The organism is Paenibacillus sp. (assembly GCF_035645235.1).
Lineage (GTDB): Bacteria > Bacillota > Bacilli > Paenibacillales > YIM-B00363 > Paenibacillus_AE.
In genome coordinates, this window is the sequence record NZ_DASQMZ010000199.1 from 1 (window position 1) to 21,537 (window position 21,537).

The 21,537-nt window shown below is 61.8% G+C and carries 20 protein-coding genes; 17 read left to right on the forward strand and 3 right to left on the reverse strand.

What is annotated here, in order from left to right; translation table 11 throughout:
- The 15 genes from VEZ38_RS18495 to VEZ38_RS18565 all read left to right on the forward strand — a co-directional run.
- The coding region (locus VEZ38_RS18495; protein WP_324896134.1) for a hypothetical protein at window positions 1-230 on the forward strand (230 nt) is incomplete at its 5' end.
- A 2-nt stretch (window positions 231-232) separates the two neighbouring features.
- A complete protein-coding gene (locus tag VEZ38_RS18500) occupies window positions 233-1,858 on the forward strand; it encodes a hypothetical protein (protein ID WP_324896136.1) in 1,626 nt (541 codons plus the stop codon).
- Window positions 1,859-1,878: 20 nt separating this feature from the next.
- On the forward strand, window positions 1,879-3,885 hold the full coding sequence (locus VEZ38_RS18505; protein WP_324896138.1) for a hypothetical protein: 2,007 nt from the start codon (window positions 1,879-1,881) through the stop codon (window positions 3,883-3,885).
- Between the two features lie 12 nt (window positions 3,886-3,897).
- A complete protein-coding gene (locus VEZ38_RS18510) occupies window positions 3,898-5,067 on the forward strand; it encodes an ATP-grasp domain-containing protein (RefSeq protein WP_324896140.1) in 1,170 nt (389 codons plus the stop codon).
- 31 nt (window positions 5,068-5,098) lie between these two features.
- A complete protein-coding gene (locus VEZ38_RS18515) occupies window positions 5,099-5,953 on the forward strand; it encodes a DUF3473 domain-containing protein (protein ID WP_324896142.1) in 855 nt (284 codons plus the stop codon).
- Between the two features lie 11 nt (window positions 5,954-5,964).
- Complete coding sequence (murJ, locus tag VEZ38_RS18520; protein ID WP_324896144.1) at window positions 5,965-7,503, forward strand: murein biosynthesis integral membrane protein MurJ; 1,539 nt, start codon at window positions 5,965-5,967, stop codon at window positions 7,501-7,503.
- Entirely contained in the window at window positions 7,500-8,228 is a 729-nt protein-coding gene (locus VEZ38_RS18525) for a glycosyltransferase family 2 protein (RefSeq protein ID WP_324896146.1), read from the forward strand. The genes murJ and VEZ38_RS18525 overlap by 4 nt, the downstream gene beginning before the upstream one ends.
- Window positions 8,225-8,611, forward strand: a complete 387-nt coding sequence (locus VEZ38_RS18530; RefSeq protein WP_324896148.1) for a DUF2304 domain-containing protein — start codon at window positions 8,225-8,227, stop codon at window positions 8,609-8,611. The genes VEZ38_RS18525 and VEZ38_RS18530 overlap by 4 nt, the downstream gene beginning before the upstream one ends.
- Before the next feature lie 42 nt (window positions 8,612-8,653).
- Window positions 8,654-10,561 carry an HD-GYP domain-containing protein gene (locus VEZ38_RS18535; RefSeq protein ID WP_324896150.1) on the forward strand — a complete coding sequence of 636 codons (1,908 nt, stop codon included), beginning with the start codon at window positions 8,654-8,656 and terminating at the stop codon, window positions 10,559-10,561.
- Window positions 10,558-11,349: an endo alpha-1,4 polygalactosaminidase gene (locus tag VEZ38_RS18540; RefSeq protein WP_324896152.1), complete on the forward strand. Its 792-nt coding sequence runs from the start codon at window positions 10,558-10,560 to the stop codon at window positions 11,347-11,349. Before VEZ38_RS18535 ends, VEZ38_RS18540 begins: the two co-directional genes overlap by 4 nt.
- 15 nt (window positions 11,350-11,364) lie before the next feature.
- The gene (locus VEZ38_RS18545; protein WP_324896154.1) at window positions 11,365-11,712 is read left to right on the forward strand and encodes a hypothetical protein; all 348 of its coding nucleotides are present in this window, start codon (window positions 11,365-11,367) and stop codon (window positions 11,710-11,712) included.
- A 16-nt stretch (window positions 11,713-11,728) separates the two neighbouring features.
- Entirely contained in the window at window positions 11,729-12,781 is a 1,053-nt protein-coding gene (locus VEZ38_RS18550) for a polysaccharide biosynthesis protein (protein ID WP_324896156.1), read from the forward strand.
- Window positions 12,782-12,806: 25 nt separating this feature from the next.
- Window positions 12,807-13,940 carry a non-hydrolyzing UDP-N-acetylglucosamine 2-epimerase gene (gene wecB, locus VEZ38_RS18555; protein ID WP_324896158.1) on the forward strand — a complete coding sequence of 378 codons (1,134 nt, stop codon included), beginning with the start codon at window positions 12,807-12,809 and terminating at the stop codon, window positions 13,938-13,940.
- Between the two features lie 2 nt (window positions 13,941-13,942).
- Window positions 13,943-14,803 (forward strand): SDR family oxidoreductase, encoded by an 861-nt coding sequence (locus VEZ38_RS18560; RefSeq protein WP_324896160.1) that lies wholly within the window; start codon window positions 13,943-13,945, stop codon window positions 14,801-14,803.
- Window positions 14,804-14,822: 19 nt separating this feature from the next.
- Window positions 14,823-16,043: a glycosyltransferase family 4 protein gene (locus VEZ38_RS18565; protein WP_324896162.1), complete on the forward strand. Its 1,221-nt coding sequence runs from the start codon at window positions 14,823-14,825 to the stop codon at window positions 16,041-16,043.
- A gap of 14 nt (window positions 16,044-16,057) precedes the next feature.
- Here VEZ38_RS18565 and VEZ38_RS18570 read toward each other — a convergent pair whose 3' ends face one another.
- Window positions 16,058-18,076 carry a hypothetical protein gene (locus tag VEZ38_RS18570; RefSeq protein WP_324896163.1) on the reverse strand — a complete coding sequence of 673 codons (2,019 nt, stop codon included), beginning with the start codon at window positions 18,074-18,076 and terminating at the stop codon, window positions 16,058-16,060.
- A 91-nt stretch (window positions 18,077-18,167) separates the two neighbouring features.
- On the opposite strand from VEZ38_RS18570, the gene VEZ38_RS18575 reads away from it, so the two are divergent.
- Together VEZ38_RS18575 and VEZ38_RS18580 are read left to right on the forward strand one after the other, a co-directional pair.
- The gene (locus tag VEZ38_RS18575) at window positions 18,168-19,856 is read left to right on the forward strand and encodes an ABC transporter ATP-binding protein (protein WP_324896165.1); all 1,689 of its coding nucleotides are present in this window, start codon (window positions 18,168-18,170) and stop codon (window positions 19,854-19,856) included.
- Between the two features lie 52 nt (window positions 19,857-19,908).
- On the forward strand, window positions 19,909-20,013 hold the full coding sequence (locus VEZ38_RS18580) for a lasso RiPP family leader peptide-containing protein (protein WP_324896167.1): 105 nt from the start codon (window positions 19,909-19,911) through the stop codon (window positions 20,011-20,013).
- A gap of 83 nt (window positions 20,014-20,096) precedes the next feature.
- Here the strand turns inward: VEZ38_RS18580 and VEZ38_RS18585 are convergent, their stop codons facing one another.
- Both VEZ38_RS18585 and VEZ38_RS18590 read right to left on the reverse strand, forming a co-directional pair.
- Window positions 20,097-20,576: a RidA family protein gene (locus tag VEZ38_RS18585; RefSeq protein ID WP_324896170.1), complete on the reverse strand. Its 480-nt coding sequence runs from the start codon at window positions 20,574-20,576 to the stop codon at window positions 20,097-20,099.
- Window positions 20,573-21,496: an SDR family oxidoreductase gene (locus tag VEZ38_RS18590; RefSeq protein WP_324896172.1), complete on the reverse strand. Its 924-nt coding sequence runs from the start codon at window positions 21,494-21,496 to the stop codon at window positions 20,573-20,575. The genes VEZ38_RS18585 and VEZ38_RS18590 overlap by 4 nt, the downstream gene beginning before the upstream one ends.
- Window positions 21,497-21,537 lie beyond the last annotated feature (41 nt).

Genomic DNA, 21,537 nt, shown 5'->3' on the forward strand with positions numbered 1-21,537 from the left:
CGGCGACGGAAGGCGAGTCGCCGAGTCCGGCCATCACCGAGGAGATCCGTTCGCTGCGCGTGAAATATATCGTCGGCAAGTGGGCCGGCGAGGATTTGTTCGACGCCGCCGGGAAGCGCATCATCGCCAAGGGCGCCGTCATCACCGAAGAGACGGTGGACGCGGCGGAGCGGGCCGGCAAGCTCGCCGAGCTGATCGTCAATATGATTATCCCCGGCTTGGGGGATTGAATATGACGCAGACGACCTTGACGCCGGAAGCGCCGGCCGCGGCGGAGCTCGGGAAGAAGCCGGAACATCCGCTCGATCGGCTGCTCGACGAAGTGCTCGAGCGCCACATGCAGCCGGAAGACCGGTACGAGATCGCGGCGATTCTCGAATCGATGGGCTGGAACGACAAGCGGGCGCAGGAAGCGTTCGGGTCCGAAAACATTTTCGAGCTCGCGGACGATCTGTGGGAAAGGTCGCAATCGAAGGTGCTGTATACGCCCTTCACGAAGGTGCAGGGCATGGGCGCGGCGCAGCTGGCCATGGAACTGACGAGAAACTTCTTAAGAGGACTCATCTTTGCGATCCCGATGGCGATCTCGGTCGTCGCGATGATCACGCTCAAATTTTCGCTATGGTCTTATGAAAATTTGCGTATCGACTACGCGACCGGCATTGCGATCGGAACCATTCTCAGCTTCGTCACCGTCGGCGGTTTCACCCAGGCCATCGCGAGACGAGGCTTCTTTTATATCATCCAGGGCTATTACAACATGGCCCGAAGGGTGACGTTTTATCTCATCACGCTCGGATTTATATTATGTTTGGTATTATGCGCGCTCTTGTTCTTGTTTAATCTCGTCGTCAATATGTTTCCGAACGTCATCATCGGCATTATCATCCTGTACTTCTTCTTCCTGAACTCGATCTGGCTGAGCGTTACGGTCATGTACATCTTGAAGAAGGAGCTGGCGTTCACCGGGCTCATCATCGTCGGCATCGGCATCGTATACGTCTTGTTCGAGTGGATCAAGCTCGACATCATCGTCTCGCAGCTGATCGCGCTGTCGATCGTGACGATCCTGAGCATCGTGCTCGTCTTTCACTTCTTCCGCGCGGCGGAGCGCAAGGCCGAACGCGGCATCGCGCCGAAGCTGCCGAAGATGTCCGTCATGATGTACTCGACGCTGCCGTATTTCGTGTACGGCATTCTCTACTTCGCCTTCTTGTTCGTCGATCGCATGATGGCGTGGTCGACGAACAGCGGGTATATGCCTTACATCATCTGGTTTCGCGGGGAATACGAGCTGGGTCTCGACTTCGCGCTGCTCGTCCTGATGTTCCCGATGGGCTTCAGCGAGGTGGTGCTGACGAAGCTGATGATGGATATCGAGGTGAGCCAGAAAAGCTACCTCGGGGAGCAGATCGACGTCATGAACCGGACGTTCCTGCGGATGTACTACAATCGGCTGCTGACGATCGCCGCCATCTCGACCGCATGCGGGGTAGCCTTGTACGGACTGCTGTACTTGATCTTCCGAGATTCGGCGTCGATCGGACAGACGCTGTTCGGGGACCCTGTCACGCACTTCGTCTTTATCGTATCGATCGTCGCGTACGTGCTCGTCGCCGTCGCGCTTATGAACGCGGTCATCCTGTTCTCGATGTCCCAACCGATCTTCGTCATTCAATCGATATGGCCGGCGTTTTTGACCAACGTGGTGGCGGGCTTCCTCCTCAGCCGATGGGTCGGGTACGAATACGCGGTCGTTGGGCTGTTGCTCGGCTCGATCGTTTTCGTCGTGCTGTCCATCCGCAAGGTCAAAGGTTTATTTAAACACTTGGATTACTATCTGTACGCCGCTTCGTAGCGTCAAGAGGTGAATGAAACATGTATGCGGACGTCGGCAACCAGCTCATCCATCTGTTTCGGTTTTTCGCGGCGTTCCTTCTGCTCTTCTACGCGTTGCCGAAGCTGATGTTTTCGCGACCCGAAGGGGACGGCTTCGAGCGGGCGGGCGCCCTGTTCTTAAAGATGTCGCTCTTCGTCATCGTCAGCGGGTACGTGCTGGTGCTGCTCAAAATATTCGAGGTACTCGCCCTCGTGGCGGTGTACGGTCTCGTCATCGGCCATCGGACGTCGAAGCGGCGGAAGGAAACCAACATCAACCGGATGAAGGACCTCACCGTCAGCACGTTCGATTTGCTGGAGGGCAAGCTGCCGCTCGGGGAGCGAGTGCGCCAGCGGCTGCGAGAGAAGGGACTCGATTGGAAAATGCGCCTGCTCCGCCGCCTCCGATCCGTCCCGAGCGTCTGGATGGCTTTGCTGCTGCTCGTTATCTTCGCGGCAGCAGCCTATATTCGGATGTACGACGCGGTCGCGACCGCGCCGCCGGCGCTGTCGGACGGCAACGTCACGCTGGAGTGGATGAAGAAGATCGACGATCGCATTCTATTCGCCTCGGGCGTCTACCCGCAAGGCTTTCACATTACGCTCGACACGATTCATAAGTTCGCCTCGATCGACTGGCTGTACGTGCTGAAATATATGGGACCGTTCAACATGCTGCTCGTCATGCTGGGGATGTACTTGTTCGTCTCGAGGCTGTCCGGCAACCGGGCGGCGGGCGCTGCGGCCGCCGCGGTATTCGGCCTCCTCGGCGACCAGTTCGGCGGCCCGTTCGACCGGCAGGCGGCGACGAACTCGCAAGAGTTCGCGTTCGTGTTCGTCTGGCCGACGCTCTACTTCCTGCACCGGTTCCTGAAGGACCGGCGGCGGGACGATCTATTCGTCGCAGGCGCCGGCATGGCCGCGACGGGCATGGTGCACGCGGTGGCGTACGGCTATCTCGGGCTCGGCGTGCTGCTCGTGCTGGCGTATCATCTCGCGGCCCAAGGCAAGCAAGCGTGGCGGGCGATCGCCGAGACGTGCGCCGCCGGGGCGGTCTCGGTCGCGGCGTCGCTCGCGCCGGTCGCGGTCGGGCTGTACGTGCTGCGTCGACCGTTCCACTCGTCTTCGGCCGATTATTTGACGGCGGAAACCGACGACGTCGCGCCGGAGATCGTGTTCCGCGAACTGCAGCCGATGGACGAAGCCGCGCTCGCCGCGCTCGCGATTCTCGGATTGGCCGCCTTGCTCGCGCTGCCCAAGTTTCGGCTGATGGCGGCGCTTTGGATTCCGCTGCTGATCGGAAGCGCGACGTTCGCGATGTATCAATGGGGCGGCGCCGTGACGAACAGCCTGGTCGTCGCGACCCGCTCGGGCGAGCTGTGGGCGCTGGCGCTGCCGGTGACGATCGGCATCGCTTACCATGCGGTCGTCCGACCGTTCGCCGAACGCCGAATGAAGCTGCAGCTGGCGCTCGTCAGCGCGGCGGTCGCCGCGACCTTGTGGCTGCACCCGCCGCAGCCGGTCGAGCCGTACAAGATGACGTGGAACAGCAACGTCGAGCAATATTTGCGAATCAGCAACGAATTTCTGCCCCGCTCTTGGACGATCGTCGGCAAGGAGGACGATTATGCGATCATTTTCGGCACCGGGTACCATCAGTATTGGTCTTGGCTGCTGAACGGGTACGACCCGCGAAAGCCGCATCTGACGAAGTTCGGCGAGGAGAAACGCGATAAAGAGGTCACCGAGAACGTCTTCATCTACGTCGAGAAGCAGCTGTTCCGGGTCGAGGAGACGAATTCGATCTACTCGCTGAAGGAGGCCGACTACGAGCGCTGGGAGCGGGAGACGAAGGCGGTGGAGGAATGGGTGCGGATTCATAAGGAAGCGGGGCATCCCGTCGAGGTATATTACGAAGACGAGGTGCTGAAAATTTATCATCTCCGCTACGTACCGACCCGAGAGGAAATTATGGAGACCATCTGGGGTTCGCAGAGGGGCTCGTAAGGGGGAGAACGCATGGCGACCGTGCTGCTGACGAACGGACAACAACGCAAGACGCTCTCCGCCGCCCGATCGCTCGGCAGGCGCGGGCTGCGCGTGTGCGTCGCGGATACGACCCGCGTCCATCCGGCCGGGTGGTCGCGCTATACGGCGAGGAGCCTCGTCTGCCCGGACCCGAAGCGGGAGCCGGACGCGTACGTCGACTGGCTGGAGCGGACCGCGGCCGAGGAGCGGATCGACGCGCTGTTCCCGATGGACGACGACAGCATGGAGCTGGCCCTCGCCCGCCGGGAACGGCTTGAGGCGGTTTGCGCCGTGCCGCTGCCGCCCCTCTCGAGCTACCGGATCGCCGCGGATAAGGGGCAGTCGGTACGCCACGCGATGCACGCGGGCGCGGATTGTCCCCGGACGACGCTGCCGGCGTCGCTCGAGGAGGCGGAGCGGTTGGCTCCGCTGCTCGCATACCCCGTCGTCGTGAAGCCCCGGCGCAGCTCGGGTTCGCGAGGCATTCGGGTGGCGGAGACGCCCGGCGAGCTGATCGCGCGGTACCGGGACGTCCATGCGGTCTATCCGCTGCCGCTCATCCAGGAATATATCGCGCCCGGCGACCGGTACGACGTGTGCTTGCTCTACGGGAGCGACGGGCGGCTGCTCGCCTCCTTCGTACAGAAGGAGCTGCGGCATTACCCGATCGAACGCGGGCCGAGCACGATGCAAGAGAGCGTGCGGCGGCCGGATGTGCTGGACGCCGCCCTCGCCGTTATGGACGGCTTGCCGTGGCGTGGCGTCGTCGAGCTCGAATTTATGATCGATCCGGCCGACGGCAGGCCGAAATTTATGGAGATCAATCCGAGGTTTTGGAACTCGCTCGAGATGGCGGTGCAGGCCGGAGTCGACTTCCCATGGCTGCTGTACGGCTCCGCGGTCGGCACCGACGTCCCGGCCGTGCACGAGTACGCCGTCGGGGTGAGGTGCCGCAACCTGCTGCCCGGGGACGCGCTCCATTTCCTCGCGAACCGCCGTCGTTTCGATATGTCGCCGCCGATCTGGGCGGGGCGCCGCTCGGGCGTGATCGACGACATTTGGTCGGCGGACGATCCGCTGCCGACGCTCGGGGCGCTGGCGGCGTTCGCCCGCTATGCGGCGCAGCCGGAGATGCGGCGTTTGCTGAAGCAGGATCGGTAAAGAAAGATTTCGCAAGAAGGGGGGCGGCGCCGTGCTGAACGCGATGACGGTCGACGTCGAAGATTGGTATATGACGAACGGGCTCGATCTCGCGCCGGAGACGTGGCACCGGTACGAGGACCGGATCGAGGCGAACACCGCCCGAGTGCTCGCGCTGCTCGAGCGGTACGGAGCGAAGGCGACCTTCTTCGTCCTCGGCTGCGTCGCCGAGCGGCATCCGCGGCTCGTCGAAGCGATCGCGCGCGCCGGCCACCAGATCGGCACGCACGGCTATTGGCATCGGCTGCTGACGCGGATGACGCATGAGGACATCGTCGAAGACGTGCTGCGCTCCAGGGCGTTGCTGGAAAAGCTGTCCGGTCAACGCGTCGACCTGTTCCGCGCTCCGTCGTGGTCGCTCGGGCCGCCGACGTACCGCGTGCTGCTCGACCTGGCGCGGGAAGGCTTCGTCTGCGACTCGAGCGTCCAACCGTTCCGCACGCCGCTCTCGGGCGTCACCGGCACTCCGGCGCGGCCGTTCCATCCCGTGATCGACGGGCGGCGGCTCGAGCTGGTCGAATTTCCGTCGACGGTTTGGAACGAGCTCGGCGTCGGCATTCCGTTCGCGGGCGGGTTTTACTTGCGCGCGATGCCGTACCCGCTCGTGCGCCTGCTGCTGCGTCGAGTCAACCGAAGCGCGCCGGGCATGGTGTACGTGCATCCTTGGGAATTCGATCCCGAGCAGCCCCGCTTGCGCGCGAGCCCGCTCATCCGCCTCGCCCAGTATTATCGGCTGGAGGCGACCGCTCCGAAGCTGGAGCGGCTGCTGCGCGAATTCGACTTCGCGCCGATCGGCGAGGTGCTGAAGCGGCTCTCCGTCCCGGACGCGCCGCTGCCTGCCTCATGAGCGGCGGCAGCTTGCCGCGGCACCCGCGGTTCGCCTTCGCCTGGAAGACGATGGGCGCGGTGGCGCTGCTGAACGTGACGGTGGCGTTCGCGGCGTTCTTGAAGGATCTCTGGCTGGCGAAATATCTCGGGACGTCCGCCGAGGCCGACGCGCTCGCCTTCGCGTATTTCATTCCCGATGCCGTGGGCAATAACCTGTTCGCCGCGGCGCTCGGCGTCGCCTGCGTGCCCGTGCTCTCGCGAGCCGCCATGGCCGACCCCGGGGAGGGCTTCGATCGAGCGGTGGCGTCCGTCCTGCGCGCCGCCGCCGGCTGGGCGCTGGGGCTGTGCCTGCTCGTCGCCCTCGCCGCCCCTTGGCTCGCGTCCGTTCCGTCCGGGGCGGCGGGGCGGTTCGCCCCCGGCGACCTGACGGCGGTCCTGCTTTGGCTGCTCTGCCCGTCCATTCTGCTGTTTCCGCTGCTTACGCTCGGAACGGCGGCCCTGCAGGCCAAGGGCAAGTTTCGATGGGCGGCCGCCGCGCCGCTCTGGTTTAACGTCGTGTTTCTGCTGGCTGTCGGCGCCAGCGACTTGCTGCGGCTCGAGCCCGGCGCGGGGGCGGCGGCGATCGCGGTCGGCATTACGGCCGCGGTCGCCGCAGGCGCTTGGTCGGTCGGGAAGCCGCTCGCGAGAGCGGTGCGCGCCGGCGCGGCTTCGGCGGAGCGGGCGCCGCTGGGCCGGTGGATCCTTCCTTACTTGGCGGTGCTGTTATGCGCGCAGGCGGTCTATTTCGCGGAGCGTTGGTTGGCCGGCATGACGGGGCCCGGCGCGATCTCGGGCCTTAGCTATGCGTTCCGGCTCGCGCAATTTCCGATCTGGACGCTGATCGCCGCCGTAACGGCGGTCATCCTGCCGGAGCTGGCCGCGGAAGGCCGGGAAGGGGAGGCGCGGCGTCGGTCGACGTTGTCGAAGGCGATGTCCGTCGGCTGGGCGTGCGCGCTGCCGATCGCCGCGTTGCTTCATCTGCTCGCGGAGCCGATCGCGGCGGCGCTCTTCCAGCGGGGCGCCTTCGACGCCCGATCGCTCGCCATTACGGTTTCGATTCTGAAAGGGTACGCGTTATCGATACCGGGGCAGGCGTTGTTCCTCGTCGGCTTGCGTTATTTCTTGGCGAAGGGCTCGCTGCGGGAGACGGTGGGCATCGCCTTCGCCTCCGGCGCGCTGACGGTCGCCTTCGATCTGGCGCTGCTGCCGCGCCTCGGGCTCGCCGCGATCGGGTACGGCGCCGCCGCGGGCGCCGCGGCGCAGGCCGTCGGCATGCTGCTGCTCCTCGTCCTGAAGCACCGGGCGCTCGGACGGCCGTGGCTCGCCGGGGCGGGCCTTGCGCTCGCCGCCAACGTTCCGCCGGCGTTGCTGCTGGAGCGAGCGCTGCGCCTGCCGTACGTCGCCGAGGCGTTGTCCGGCGGATGGAGCCGCTATGCCGCCCTCGCCTCGTTCGCCGTCGCTTATATCGCGCTAGGATTCGCCATCTACTACCTCATACAAACTATCACGAGGAAGAAGGGTACGTCATGACGCCGGATACGTTGATTGTGATTCCCGCCTATAACGAGGAAGAGAGTCTCGAACAGGTCGTCCTGGATTTGTTGCAAGCGAACGCGGGGGCGGATATACTCGTCGTGAACGACGGTTCGCACGACCGCACGCTCGAAATCGCGCAGCGTCTCCCCATTCATGTGGTGTCGCACCCGAGCAATCTCGGCTACGGGGCGTCGGTGCAGTCGGGCTATCGGTTCGCGCTGCAGCGCGGGTACGGCTATGTCGTGCAGTACGACGCGGACGGACAGCATACGCCGAGAGATTTGAAACTCGTCATGGCCGAATTGCGCGAATCGGGCGACGACGTCATCATCGGTTCGCGGTTCCTGGGCGATCCCAACTTCCATCCGGGCGTGCTCAAGTCTATCGCCATTACGTTCTTTAACGCGCTTATTCAGCTCTTCACGGGCAAGCGGGTGACGGACCCGACCTCGGGCCTTCGAGGGTTGTCGCGCAAGGCGTTCTCGTATTACGCCGGCCGCATGCGATTTCCGTCCGAATGTCCGGACGCGGACATCATCATTCATATGCTGCTGACCGGCTTCCGGCTGCGCGAAATTCCGATCGGCTCGAAGGCGCGGACGACCGGCGTCAGTCAACATAGCGGACTCAAGCCCGCCGTATACTTCATGAAGATGCTGTTCAGCATCGTGGCGGTGCTGCTGCAGCATCTGCTCGTCGAACGGAGGAGGGTCCAATGAGCGATCTTCTGCGATGGCTGCTGGCGGCGGCCGGCCTCGTCTATACGTATTTTGCGATGTTCATGCTCATCAAGAAGAAGCTCAATGAGTTAAATACATTGGTTTGGTTGTCGAGCTGCTTCGTGATCGTCGTCTTTTCGATCTTTCCGGAGCTGTTCGATCGGTTGGCGCTGGCGGTCGGCGTCGCGTACCCGCCGTCGCTGTTATTCCTGTTGTCCGTGCTGGTGCTGCTGCTGCTGACGCTGCATCAGTCGATGCAAATTTCAAAGCTGCAAGAGAAGATTAGAGATTTAACCCAGTTCCTCGCGCTTCAGCATGCTAGAGAGCATCCGGGCGTGCAAGCGGAAGAGGAGCGCCGCAAGGAGCCGGGCGCCGCGGAATAACGTCCGGAATGAAGCGCGAAGGGACCGGAAGGGGGGATGGCGATGAACTCGCAGGAGGCGAAGCGGTGGATATTCGAAGGGGTGCAGGCGGCGCTGCGCTGGGCGGAGCCGCATGCGCCGTATATATGGGCAGGACTGCTCCTCGCCGCGCTTGCCGGGTTCGGCGCCGCCGTGCGGCAAAGCCGGCGCCGCCGCGCCGCCGTCGGTTCCCTTCGGCATGCGCAGCAAGCGCTCAACGCCATTCATTCCGGGAAGAGCGTCGAGCATAATTTGAACGCGCTGCTCGAGGTCGTCGGGGGCGTCCTCGAAGCCACGAATTATGCTTTCTATACGTACGACGAGCGCAATCGGGTGTACGTGCTGAAGGCTGTGCGGCATCGAGCCGAAAACTTCGGCAAGATCAAGCCGTCCTATAGCGGCCTGAAGCCCTACAACGCCAAGGAGACGTACGCGGCGCCGCTGTCGTTCCATGCGAAGGGCGTCGAGCCCGGCGTCTCCATCGTATCGGACGGAGACGTCCCGCTGCTGCAAATGACGGTAGGCGACGCGCTCGGCGTCGTCCGGCTCGGGCCGATGGGCGGCAAGCTGAAGAAGGGGCTGCGCCTCATGCTGGAGGAACTTTGCAGCTATATGTCGCCTGGCCTGCAGTTCATGCTCGACAAGGAGAAGGCGATCCAACAGGCCGACGTCGTCATCTCCTCCGGCCGGGCGCTGCAAAAGATCAGCAATTTGGCGCTCGACCCGACCGTTACGGTCGAGCTGATGCTCGAGCTGTCCATGCGAACGATCGGCGCCGCTGGCGGATGCTTCGTGCGCCGAATCGGGGATGAATTCGCGATCCTTGCGACCCGAGAGCTTCCGCCGGACGCCGAAGCGCGGCTTTCGAGGGATGCGGACGTCCTCGGACGCCTTCACGAGCTGGTCCGCCACCGGCCGAGCGCCGTATTGCGCCGGGGCGACGAGGCGTTCTACGCCCTGCCTCCTTATCTGGCCGCGACCGGCATGCAGAGGCTCACCGTCGTGCAGGCGGACGGACCGAATCAGTTTCTTCTGTATTGGTGGTACGAACTGCCGACCGAGAACGCGGACGAAGCCGAGGAAGGCATGTCCTCGCTGCGCATGATCATGGGCGACATCCGCCAGCTCATCGTGCACCAGTCGTCGCTTCGCCAGCTGTCGGCTACTTATACGAATATTTTGAAAAAGCTGTCGCAACTGCTCGACAACTTGAGCCCGTATACGGTGGGCTATTCCGAGCAGATGAGCCGGTATTGCATCATCATCGCGCAGGAGATGAAGCTTCCCGAGGATGTCGTGCGGGACGTCGCGTTGGCGGCGTATCTCAGCAACATCGGCGTACTCGGCATCTCCACGGAGCTGTATCAGAAGGAAGGAAAGTATACCGATAAGGAGTTCGAATTGATGAAGCTCCATGCGGAGGTCGGCGCATCGATCGTGAAGGTGACGACGGGCAACGAACGAGCGGCCTCCTACATTATGCACCACCACGAGCGGATGGACGGGAATGGCTATCCTTCGGCGCTCAAGGGGGACGATATTCCGGTAGGCGCGAAAATCATCGCGGTCGTGCAGACGTTCCTCGCGAAGATAAACGGCCGGCCGTACCGGGATCCGCTGCCCTTCAGCCAAGCGCTGAAGACGCTGAAGTCGGCGTCCGGCGCGCAGCTCGACGCGGACGTCGTGCGCATCTTTATCGACTGGTTCAAGGCGAAGCAGGCGGACCCTCGTTTTAACGCGCGTTCCCTTGGCAGCTGCTGGGAGATGAGCTGCTCGCCGTCCAGCGTGTGCGAGCATTGTCCGGCCTATCGGCGAACCGACGTCAACTGCTGGGACGTTCCCGGCAACCGCTGCCGCGCGCACGGGAAGCAATGCGAGACGTGCTTCGTCCGTACGGAAGTGTTCACGAGGAAGGAAGTATCGAGCCTGTGACCGAGAGAAGAGAACGATTCCGCGCCAGCCGCTCTTATGCGTTATATTACGGCTCCGGCGAGGCCGAGAAGCTGTCTCGTTACGACGCGGCGATCGTCGAGCCGCAAGGGCAGACGCCGGAGACGCTCGCGGCGCTGCGCGCGGCGGGGACGCTGCGCATCGCGTACGTCAGCGCGATGGAGATCGCATCGTACGACCCGTTATACGACAACTTAAAAGACGAAGATTTCGTGACTGTGCGCGGCGAGCGGGCCGTCAATGCAGCCTTCGGCACCGAGCTCGCCAGCCTGCGGTCGAAGCGGTGGCGCAGCTTGCTCCATTACCGGGTCGGGGGGCTGCTGCTCCGCGACGGTTACGACGGCGTATTCCTGGATACGATCGGCGACGCGGAATGGGCGTCGCTCGAGCGGGAATCGGCGCCGGAATGCGAGGCGGCGGCGACATGGGTGCGCGAGCTGCGCGAGCAGTTCCCGGCGCACGTGATCGTGCAAAATAACGGCTTCGACGGGCTGCATCGGTCGACGGCGCCATACGTCGACGGATTTTGTTGGGAAAACCCGCCCGTCGATCGAAGAGACGCCCGTCCGTGGGTCGAGCGCGTCGCCGCGGAGCTGTATGACCTCCGCCGGCGGCACGGCCTTCTGCTGCTGCTGCTGCTCGAGGCCGACGCCGCTCGGGACGACCGGCGACTCCCGCTTGCGGAGGCGTTCGCCGCGAAGCATGAATTTCTTCTGTACCGGACGTCGACGAACTACTTGGGGATCGAAGGCGCGGAAACGGGCGCTTGACGAGGAGGCGACGAGTTGGCGATTTACGTGACGCTTTATTTGCTGTTTACGATCGGCGGCCTGCTGCTGATGAAGGCCGGGGCGGGCAGCGCCAGCGTGCAGCTGGACAAGACGCTGCTGCAGCTCAGCCTGAACGTCTCGCTCGCCGCCGGCCTGTTCTGTTATGCGGTCAGCTTCCTGCTTTGGATCGTGCTGCTGCGGAAATTCGATATCACGTACATCGTGCCGCTGACGACCGGCATCAGCTACGTCGCGGTCGTCGTCGGCGGCGTCTGGCTGTTCGGCGAACGGGTGTCGCTGCTGCAAGGAAGCGGCATCGCGATCATCCTGCTCGGCATCGTGCTGCTTAATATCCCGAAGTAACGAAGGAGGAACGCGTTTGTTTACGGATCGAACGTTGCTGATTACCGGCGGCACGGGCTCCTTCGGCCATGCGGTGCTCCGCAGATTTTTGAACACGGGAATTCGGGAAATTCGCATCTTCAGCCGCGACGAGAAGAAGCAGGACGAGATGCGCAACCGATTCCGGAGCGACAAAATCAAGTTTTATCTCGGCGACGTGCGCGACCCCGGCGGTCTCCACGACGCGATGCGGGGCGTCGACTTCGTGTTCCACGCGGCGGCGCTGAAGCAGGTGCCGTCCTGCGAGTTTTACCCGATGGAAGCGATCAAGACGAACACGGTCGGGACCGAAAACGCGTTATCCGCCGCGATCGCGGCCGGCGTGAAGAAATTTATCCTGCTGAGCACGGATAAAGCGGTGTACCCGATCAACGCGATGGGCATGTCGAAGGCGCTCGCCGAGAAGATCGTCGCGGCGAAGTCGAGAAGCCTCGCGCCGGGCGAGACGATCGCCTGCACGACCCGGTACGGCAACGTGATGGCCTCCCGCGGCTCGGTCATTCCTCTCTTTATTCAGCAAATCAAAGAAGGCAAAGACATTACGATCACGGATCCGCAGATGACGCGCTTTCTTATGTCGCTCGACGAGGCGGTCGATCTCGTGCTTCATGCGTTCGCGCATGCGGAGAACGGCGACATTTTCGTACAGAAGGCCCCGGCTTGCACGATCGAGACGCTGGCGAAGGCGCTGATCGAGCTGTTCGGCGCGAAGTCGACCGTCCGGGTCATCGGGACCCGGCACGGGGAGAAGCAGGCGGAGACGCTGTTGACCCGGGAAGAGCGCGTGCGGGCGACCGAAGAAGGGAAATTTTATCGCATTCCGTCGGACGCGAGGGATTTGAATTACGATAAATATTTTTCGACGGGGGAAGCCCGCGTATCGGCCCTGGACGATTACAATTCGAACAATACGGAGCGGTTGGACGTAGAAGGCGTGAAGAAGCTGCTGCGGACGCTCGACCTGCTGAAGCGGGAATTGAAGCTCGACGGATGGGAAGCGGCGGGTTCGGAAGCGATCGACATTTTGTGATTTGGAATCGGGAGGGAAGGCTCGCATGAAATCGCTGAAGGTGATGACGATCGTAGGCACGAGGCCGGAGCTGATTAAGCTGAGCTTGGTGCTGAAAGAGCTTGACCGGTACACCGACCATGTTTTCGTACATTCCGGGCAAAATTACGACTACGAGCTGAACGAGGTGTTTTTTCAAGATTTGGGCATCCGGCGGCCGGACCACTTCTTGAACGCCGCGAAGCCGAGCGCCGTCGAGACGATCGCCGAGGTGATTCAAGCGGCGGACCGGGTCATGGAGCGGGAGCGGCCCGACGCGCTGCTGCTGTACGGAGATACGAACACCTGCCTCGCGGTCATTCCGGCGAAGCGGCGCAAAATTCCCGTCTTTCACATGGAAGCGGGCAACCGCTGCTTCGATCAGCGCGTGCCGGAGGAAATCAACCGCAAGATCGTCGATCATCTGAGCGATATCAATATGCCGCTGACGGAGCATGCGAGGCGGTACTTGCTCGACGAGGGGATTCGTCCGGAGACGATTATCAAGACGGGCTCCACGCTGAAGGAAATCATGCTCGCGTACGCGCCGAAGATCGAGGCGAGCGACGTGGTGACGCGCCTTGGCCTCGCGCCGCGGGAGTATTTCGTCGTCAGCGCCCATCGGGAGGAAAATATCGACGACGACCGCAGCTTCGCCGACCTGCTCGACTGCTTGAACGCCGTCGCGGAGACGTACGGCAAGCCGATCTTGTTCTCGACGCATCCCCGCACGCGCAAGAAGCTGGAAGCCTCGGCGATCCCCGTGCACGAACGGGTTACCTTTTCGAAACCGCTCGGCTTTACCGATTACGTCGCGCTGCAAAGACAAGCGTATTGCGTCATCTCGGACAGCGGCACGATTACCGAGGAAGCTTCGATTCTTGGCATCCCCGCCGTGACGATCCGAAACGCCCACGAACGGCCGGAAGGGATGGACGAAGGGGCGCTCGTCATGAGCGGCCTTAAGAGGGAGAGGGTGCTCGACGCCGTCCGCCTCGTCGTCGAGCAGCATGCGTCCGGGGCGGGCTGCATGCGCATCGTGGACGATTACGACGTCGAGAACGTCTCGAAGAAAGTCGTTCGGATCATTATGAGCTATACGGATTACGTCAATCGGACCGTCTGGAAGAAGGGCGAATGAACATGCGGCTGTTGGTGCTAGGCTCGACCGGCATGGCCGGACACGCGATCGCGACGTATTTCGAGGAGCGCGGCGACTGCGAAGTGCACAATATTTCTCACTCGACCGCGCTGAACGAGCGCAGCGTGCGCATGGATTTGACGCGTACCGAGGCGCTCGAGGCGTATCTCGCCGCCGGCGAGCCGTTCGACGCGATCGTCAACTGCGTCGGCGTCCTCATCCGCGAGTCGGAGGAGAACAAGGCCAAGGCGATTCAGCTGAACGCGTATTTGCCGAGGTATTTGGAACGGCGGTTCCAGGGGGAGCGTACGAAAATCGTGCATCTCAGCACGGATTGCGTCTTCTCGGGCCGACGGGGCGGGTATGTCGAGGACGACTTCCGCGACGGGGATACGTTCTACGACCGAACGAAAATCGTCGGAGAATTGAACAACGGCAAAGACTTGACGATCCGCACGTCCATCGTCGGCCCCGAGCTGCGCGAGGACGGCGTCGGCCTGTTTCATTGGTTTATGAAGCAGCGCGGGGTCGTCAACGGCTACGCGAACGCCTACTGGACGGGCGTCACGACGGTCGAGCTCGCGAGGGCGGTCGAAGCGGCGCTGTTGCAGGGCGTGAGCGGGCTGTACCATCTCGTGCCGGCGGCGAAAATTTCGAAGTACGAGCTGCTGACGATCTTTAAGGAGGTCTTTGGACGCGACGACATCGAGGTGGAGCGGTTCGAAAACGCGTTCGTGGACAAAAGCCTCGTCAACACGCGGACGGATTTCCGCTTCGAGGTCGAAGACTACCGCGCCATGGCGGAACGGATGCGGGATTGGATCGAGGCGCATAAGCCGCTGTACGGGCATTACTTCAGGTAGGGACTGAGGTGGACGGAGCATGAAGATTCTCGTGGTATGCCAGCACTTCTGGCCCGAGGAGTTTCGCATCAACGACTTATGCGCGACGTGGGTCGAGCGCGGGCATGAGGTCGACGTCATTTGCGGCGCGCCGAACTACCCGGCGGGCGCGTTCTTCGACGGCTACGGCTTTCGGAAGAAACGCAGGGAGACGTACCGAGGCGTCCGCGTCTTTCGATCCGCGCTCGTCCCGCGTGGGAAGGGCAATCCGATCCAAATTTTCCTCAACTACGTCTCCTTCCCGATTTTTGCGCTGCGAGAAGTATGGGAGCTCCGGAAGAACGACTACGATGCGATCCTCGTCTTTCAAATTACGCCGATCTTTATGGCGTTCCCCGCTTGGGTCATGAAGAAGCTGTTCCAGCCTCGGGCGAAAACCTACATGTACATCCAGGATTTATGGCCGGAAAGCTTGTATTCGGTCGTGCCGCTTCGCGCGAAATTGTTCCGCTTCGCGATCGATCGCGTCTCCGAGGCGTTGTATCGGCGGTTCGAATATTTTCTGACGACCTCGAAGGGCATCCGCGAGCGGGTGCTGCGGACGTATCAGCCGGATCCGGACAAGGTGCTGTTTCTGCCGAATTGGGCGGAAGCGCTGTACGGGACGCGCGTCGGCAACCCGGCGCTGCGGGAGCGGTATGCCGGCGCTTTCGTCGTGCTGTTCGCGGGCAATATCGGGCCGGCGCAAAGCTTCGACACGATTGTGAAAGCGGCGAAGCGGCTGGCCGACGAAGGGCTGCACGACGTTAAATGGGTCATCGTCGGCGACGGTCTCTCCCGCCCTGCGGTCGAAGCGCAGGTACGGGAGCTGGGAATTACGGAGGCGGTCCATTTCCTTGGGAGGCAGCCGGTCGAGCGGATGCCCGAATACTACGATATCGCCGACGGGTTACTGGTTTCGCTCGTTCGAAGCGACTTGTTCCGCATGACGATACCGTCCAAGCTGCAGTCGTATTTGGCGTCCGGCAAGCCGATCGTCGCTTCCCTCGACGGCGAGGGGGCGGCGATCGTCGAGGAAAGCGGCGCCGGGCTCGCCTGCGAGTCGGAAAACCCGCAGGCGCTGGCGGACATCGTGAAGGAGCTGCGCGCGATGCCCGCGGAGCGGCGCGCCGCGATGGGACGCGCCGGGCAGGCGTATTTCCGGGCGCATTACGATAAGGAGCTGCTGCTCGACCGGTTGACGCGGTTTATGGAAGGGTAGCGCCGCCGGCAGAGTTACGGTGCGAGGAAGTCGACTTCGAGCCGATCGCCTTTGCGCACCCAATAGACGCGGAGCACGGGGCTGTCATAATAGATGTCTACCGACTCCGGATGACGTTCCATGTAGCTTTCCGCCCAACGGTACGCCTTCGATTCCAAAATTCTGCGGATTTCCGTATTTCGGTAATAATATTCCGTCAAGTCGGCGCCCTCGTATTCCGGGAACGGCACGAGCGCCTCTTCTTCGGTCACGGGCGTGTCGGAGCCGAGCGGCACCTTCTCGACGAAGATGAAAATATGGTGCGTCTCGAACTTCAGCTCGCTCTCGTCTGGGTGCTCCAAGGCGCGGAGGAACTCCCACAGCTGATAGTGCCAGCCGTAGCCGATCACGAGATGGTTTTCTTCCATCGGCGAAACGACCGTCCATTCGTCGAACGGCGGCTTGAACTGCTCTTTCAGCTGCAGATACACCTTCACATTGTCGTCGTATTGGTACCTGCCGCCTTCGGGCGCCGCGATGACGTTGCCGGAGGCGAACACCGCCGCGGCCGTCAGGACGGCGACGGCCGGCTGCGCGACGCGGCGCAGCCGCGGGTTCGGGAGCGACCGGATCAACAGATGCAGCAGCACCGCCAGCGACATGGCGGCGACGAGCGCGAAGCTGACCCCGAACCGGTCGGATGGAATGGCGGTCGGCAGCCCGTAGGCGGCGGATTCCTGAATCCAATAAAACACGAAGAATAACGCAAGCGCCGCGATGACGGCCGGCTCCGACCGCTGTCGCTCCCGCAGCTTGCTCCCGAAGGATGCGAACCAACGGAACAGCGCATACCCGACGATCAAGGCGAGCATGCCGAGCACCAACGGATTGCCGGACGCGAGCACGTCGATCCAGCGCGATAGGGTGATCGATTGCGTGCCTTGGATATTTTCCTCGAGATAGCTCATGTCCTGCGCCGGCACGGTCAAGAAGGCGATGACGAGCGGGATGGCGCCGACGACGCCGAAGGCGGTCATGACCGAGCCGAACCGAACGATCGACGTTTTCGTGAGCGACGTTTTCCAGAAACAAAGGAACACAAGCACGTAAGCGATGCCGAGCGTCGCGGCGACGTACGGATGGATGAACACCGTAATCGCGAGGCATTCTCCCGCAAGGATGAGCTGGGCCATACGCGAGCTGCGCAGGTACGTGATCAAGAACGCGATCCCCGGCAGCACGAAGATCGCGGCGTATTCCATGGACAGCGCGGAAATTTGCCGCCACGGGTTGCTGGGCAGACCGGCATAGAATACATACACGAACAAGGCGACGAAAATGAAAACGTAGTTTGCGCCGATCACCCGGCGCAGCGCGAAGTAGATCGACAGGACGAGCAGCATGCCGCAGGTCGGACCGATAAATCGAACGATGATATACGGGTCGAGGATGAAAAACTTGTGGACGGCCGACATGACCGCGGCGAACCCATACGGATAGATGGTCTCGGCGAAGATGCGGTTTTCCGCCAGAAACTTCATGAACGTCATATGCACGTAAGCGTCGGACGCGCCGAAATACAGATGCGTCAACGCATGCTTGAAGCGGACGAACGCCGCGTAGGCGAGCGTCGCGGCGATGCACAGGGCGGCGAGCCAGTTGGCGCGGAGGGCGGCGAGCAACCGCGCGCCGCGTCCCCGCGAGGCGGCCTTCGCCGCTTCGATGCGCGCGTCGAGCATGCGCCTCCAGTTCGTCGGATTGTCCGTGAGGTCGTACAGCAGGGTGAGCGTCGTCGTGACGAACGACTTGTTGCCGTTGACGAGCCGATCCGCGAGAACGAGGCCGGCGATCGTGACCGCGAGCAGCGACAACGTCTCGTACAGCTTGATGAAGACGAGCAGGTGAATTACGATGATAAAAAACAAGCTCGAGTGGACGAGGGCGACGAACAGCTTATCGATCCAGCCCTCTTCTTTCTCTTTAAACCGCACGGCGAGCATCGGCAGCCCGACGAACAAGAGCAAATACGAAAATAAAAATTGAAAAAGCATCATACCGGAAACATCCCTTCGGGCGCTTGGCGAAATCTATTTTCATATTAACAATTCCCGTGACGGATGACTATAGATGAAGGCGGTTCCCGCGATGAACGCAATGAAAAGATTTTTGCCCTTCTTTCGGCCTTACGCGCGGCACGGCGCCGCCATCGCGGCCGTGCTGCTGGGCACGACCTTGATTACGGTCGGAACGCCGTATTTTTATAAAGAGCTGGTGGACGACGGCATCGAACGGGGCGACGCCGCTTACGTCGTCGCGATGCTCGCCGCCATTCTCGCGGCGATGGCGGCGCAGGAGCTGCTGTACCTGGCGCAGAAGCATCTTACGCTCGACGTGCGGGAGAAGGTGTTCGCGAAGCTGCGCATGGATTTGATCGCGCATCTGCTTCGGCTGCCGCAAAGCTATTACGCGCAATCGCATAAAGGGAGACTGTTATCCCGCCTGACGTCGGACGTCGACGCCGTGCAAAATCTGCTTCTCGAGAAATATATTTATTTCGCGCAGAACGTACTCGTCGGGCTCTCGATTTTTATCGTCATCGGGATGCTGAACGCCGCGATGATATTCGTCGCCGGCTTGTTCCTGCCGCTGCTCGGCCTGCTGTTTCTGGCGTTCCGAAGACGAATCGCCGAGAGCGGCAAGGAGGCGCAGGAGAAGCAAGAGACGATGGTGGAGCGGCTGCAGGAGGACCTGTCGATGGTGAAGGCGATCCAGGCGTTCTCCGTGCTGCGCCCGCGCCTCGAGCGGACGAACGCGTCGATCGGCGAGGCCGCTCGGGCGAAGCGGCTGCTGGGCTTGCGCTACGCCTGGGCATCGTCCGCGACGGCGCTGCTCAACATGCTCGGCGTCGCCGTCATATGGGGCATCGGAGGCGTCGCCGTCATCGAGGGCCGGATGAGCCTCGGGACGCTTATCGCGATTTCGTTTTACTTAAATTACGTCGTGCATTTGTTTTTTAATGCCTATCATACGCTCATCGGCTTTCAAGCGTCGCTGCCGGCGGCGAAGCGCATCTTCGAGGTGTTGGACGCGTCGCCTTCGACTGAAGCGCCGGGGGCGAAACCCGTCGGCAAGCTGACGGAGGGCATCGTCTTCCGGGACGTCGCCTTCTCGTACGGGAACGGCAAGCCCGTGTTCGAGAACGTTTCGTTCCGGCTTCGGAAGGGGGAGCTGATCGGCGTCGTCGGGGACAGCGGGAAAGGGAAGACGACGCTCGTCAACCTGCTCATGCGCTTTTACGATCCCGACGCGGGCGCGATCGAGTGGGACGGCATGGATCTGCGCGAAGCGACGCTCGACAGCCTGCGCCGCGCCGTCGCGAGCGTGCCGCAGGAGGACCCGATGTTCAGCGCCACCGTGCGCGAAAATATCGTCCTGGGACGCACCGGGGCGGACGAGGCCAAGTTTCTGGAGGCGTGCCGGGCCGCGGGGGTAGACGGCTTCGCGACGGCGCTGGAACGCGGATACGATACGGAAATCGGGGAGAACGGCATGAAGCTGTCTTCGGGGCAGCGGAAACGGCTGTCCATCGCAAGAGCGTTGTTGGAAGATCCGGACGTCCTCGTATTCGACGAGGCGACGTCCGTGCTCGACGAGCGAACGGAGCGGGACATAATGGAGGTCGCCAAGGAGCTGGCCCGCACGCGGCTCGTCCTCGTCGTCACGCATAAGCTGTCGAACGTAAGCGACGCGTCGAGGTTGCTCCATGTCCATGCCGGCACGGTAACGGTATACGAGAGCTACGATGCGTATAGGAAAAAAGTCTTGCTCGCATGAAAATCGAAATGGTATGATATTGGTAAATTGGCGAGATGGAGGGGGACTCTACATGGAGAAACTGACCTACGAGAAGCCGGAGCTAATCAAGCACGCGCAATTAAAGGAAGTAACGCTGAGCAGCACGGGCAGCGGCAAGAAGCCGAATAACAACTAATCCGACAATCATGATATCAACCTATGAAAAACTGCCGTCAGCTACTGACGGCAGTTTCGTTTTGTCGGCCGAGAATATGGTTTCTATTGAAAATCCACCTGCGCGGAGATGACCAACGGAAGGTTCATCGGCAGCGATTCGACGCCGATCGCCGTTCGGGCATGGCGACCGATCTCTTGCCCGAACAGCTCCAGAATGAGATCGGAGAAGCCGTTCATCACGTACGTGGTTTTGACTTCCCCCGGCAGCGCGTTCACATACCCGTTCGCTGCGACCCATGCGGTAATTCGGTCGAGGTCGCCGATCGCCTCCTGCAAGGTGGACAGCATCGCTAACGCCGTCTGTCTCGCGAACTGATAGGCATCCTCGTACGATACTTCCTTCCCCACCTTGCCGAACAGCGGGTATAGCGTCCCATCCGGATTCAAAGCGCTATGGCCGGACAAGTACGCCCGATTCCCCGATATGCGAACCCATTCGAAGGAGATGGCGACGTTGGGGGGCACGACGATCGGCGCCGGCAATGATAAACCCAACCGGCTCAGCTTCTCTTGCATGCTCATGCGGACCCCCTCTCCGCGCCTGCCTCATACGCTTCCCAACGCGTTTTCTGAATAAACTGTTCCAACGATGTCAGTTGCACGGGCAGCTGCTTTAGGATGTCGTCCATGTCGCCCGCGACGAGCGGCGAGGACGGCAGTTCGCTCTGCCAACGGTACAAGTCGGTCACCGCTTTGGCGGCGTCGGGTCCGATGGCGGCCGACAAGCTCTGTTCGAAACCGTCCAACGGGATTGGGTAATAATGGATCGGTTTCCCCAACCGCCGGCTCAATAACGATGCGACTTCGACGCCTGTCAGCGGCTGCGGTCCGCCGATTTGCAGTTCCGCCCCGTTGAGTCGTTCGTTGCGGAGCGCTTTCGAAATGAACGCCGCCACATCCTCCAGGGCAATCCAAGATACAGGCATATCCGCGGGTATCGGGTACGCGAACGTTTGGTTGTTCACGATCGCAGGCGCCGTCCACGGTCCAAGCAAATTTTCCATATAGACGGTCGGCTTTACAACAAGGTAAGGAATGCCGCTGTCGCGTAAATGTTCAATGACGCGACGCTTGATACGAATCGCAACCAAATCTACGCCTTCCGGAACGATGCTTGACGCATTAAATACGATTTTCTGCACATTCGCGTCCTTCGCCGCGTCAATGATGTTTTTCCCGTAGGCGACGGCTTTCGCTTCATCGTACTCCAGCGGCAATTGGAATACGACTTTCTGTACGCCGGAGGTCGCCTTCCGTAAGCTATCCGGATCTTCGTAGCCCCCGGGTACCCACTCCGCCCCTAATGCCCTGAGCGGTTCCACCTTCTCCGCCTGTCTTGCCGAGAGCCGAACCGACAATCCTTCTTGCAGCAGTTTACGGGCAACTGCGCCGCCCTGCTCGCCGCCGGCCCCGTACACCAGCACGCTTTCCTTCTTCTCCAACGTTCCCATCTCCTCGTAATCTAAATTGATTTGCCCTGAAA

Bases quoted from the DNA above. Each gene is read 5' to 3' on its own strand.
- VEZ38_RS18500 (WP_324896136.1), top strand. From the start codon at position 233: ATGACGCAGACGACCTTGACGCCGGAAGCGCCGGCCGCGGCGGAGCTC.
- VEZ38_RS18505 (WP_324896138.1), top strand. From the start codon at position 1,879: ATGTATGCGGACGTCGGCAACCAGCTCATCCATCTGTTTCGGTTTTTC.
- VEZ38_RS18510 (WP_324896140.1), top strand. From the start codon at position 3,898: ATGGCGACCGTGCTGCTGACGAACGGACAACAACGCAAGACGCTCTCC.
- VEZ38_RS18525 (WP_324896146.1), top strand. From the start codon at position 7,500: ATGACGCCGGATACGTTGATTGTGATTCCCGCCTATAACGAGGAAGAG.
- VEZ38_RS18530 (WP_324896148.1), top strand. From the start codon at position 8,225: ATGAGCGATCTTCTGCGATGGCTGCTGGCGGCGGCCGGCCTCGTCTAT.
- VEZ38_RS18535 (WP_324896150.1), top strand. From the start codon at position 8,654: ATGAACTCGCAGGAGGCGAAGCGGTGGATATTCGAAGGGGTGCAGGCG.
- wecB (WP_324896158.1), top strand. From the start codon at position 12,807: ATGAAATCGCTGAAGGTGATGACGATCGTAGGCACGAGGCCGGAGCTG.
- VEZ38_RS18560 (WP_324896160.1), top strand. From the start codon at position 13,943: ATGCGGCTGTTGGTGCTAGGCTCGACCGGCATGGCCGGACACGCGATC.
- VEZ38_RS18565 (WP_324896162.1), top strand. From the start codon at position 14,823: ATGAAGATTCTCGTGGTATGCCAGCACTTCTGGCCCGAGGAGTTTCGC.
- VEZ38_RS18570 (WP_324896163.1), bottom strand. From the start codon at position 18,076: ATGATGCTTTTTCAATTTTTATTTTCGTATTTGCTCTTGTTCGTCGGG.
- VEZ38_RS18575 (WP_324896165.1), top strand. From the start codon at position 18,168: ATGAACGCAATGAAAAGATTTTTGCCCTTCTTTCGGCCTTACGCGCGG.
- VEZ38_RS18580 (WP_324896167.1), top strand. From the start codon at position 19,909: ATGGAGAAACTGACCTACGAGAAGCCGGAGCTAATCAAGCACGCGCAA.
- VEZ38_RS18585 (WP_324896170.1), bottom strand. From the start codon at position 20,576: ATGAGCATGCAAGAGAAGCTGAGCCGGTTGGGTTTATCATTGCCGGCG.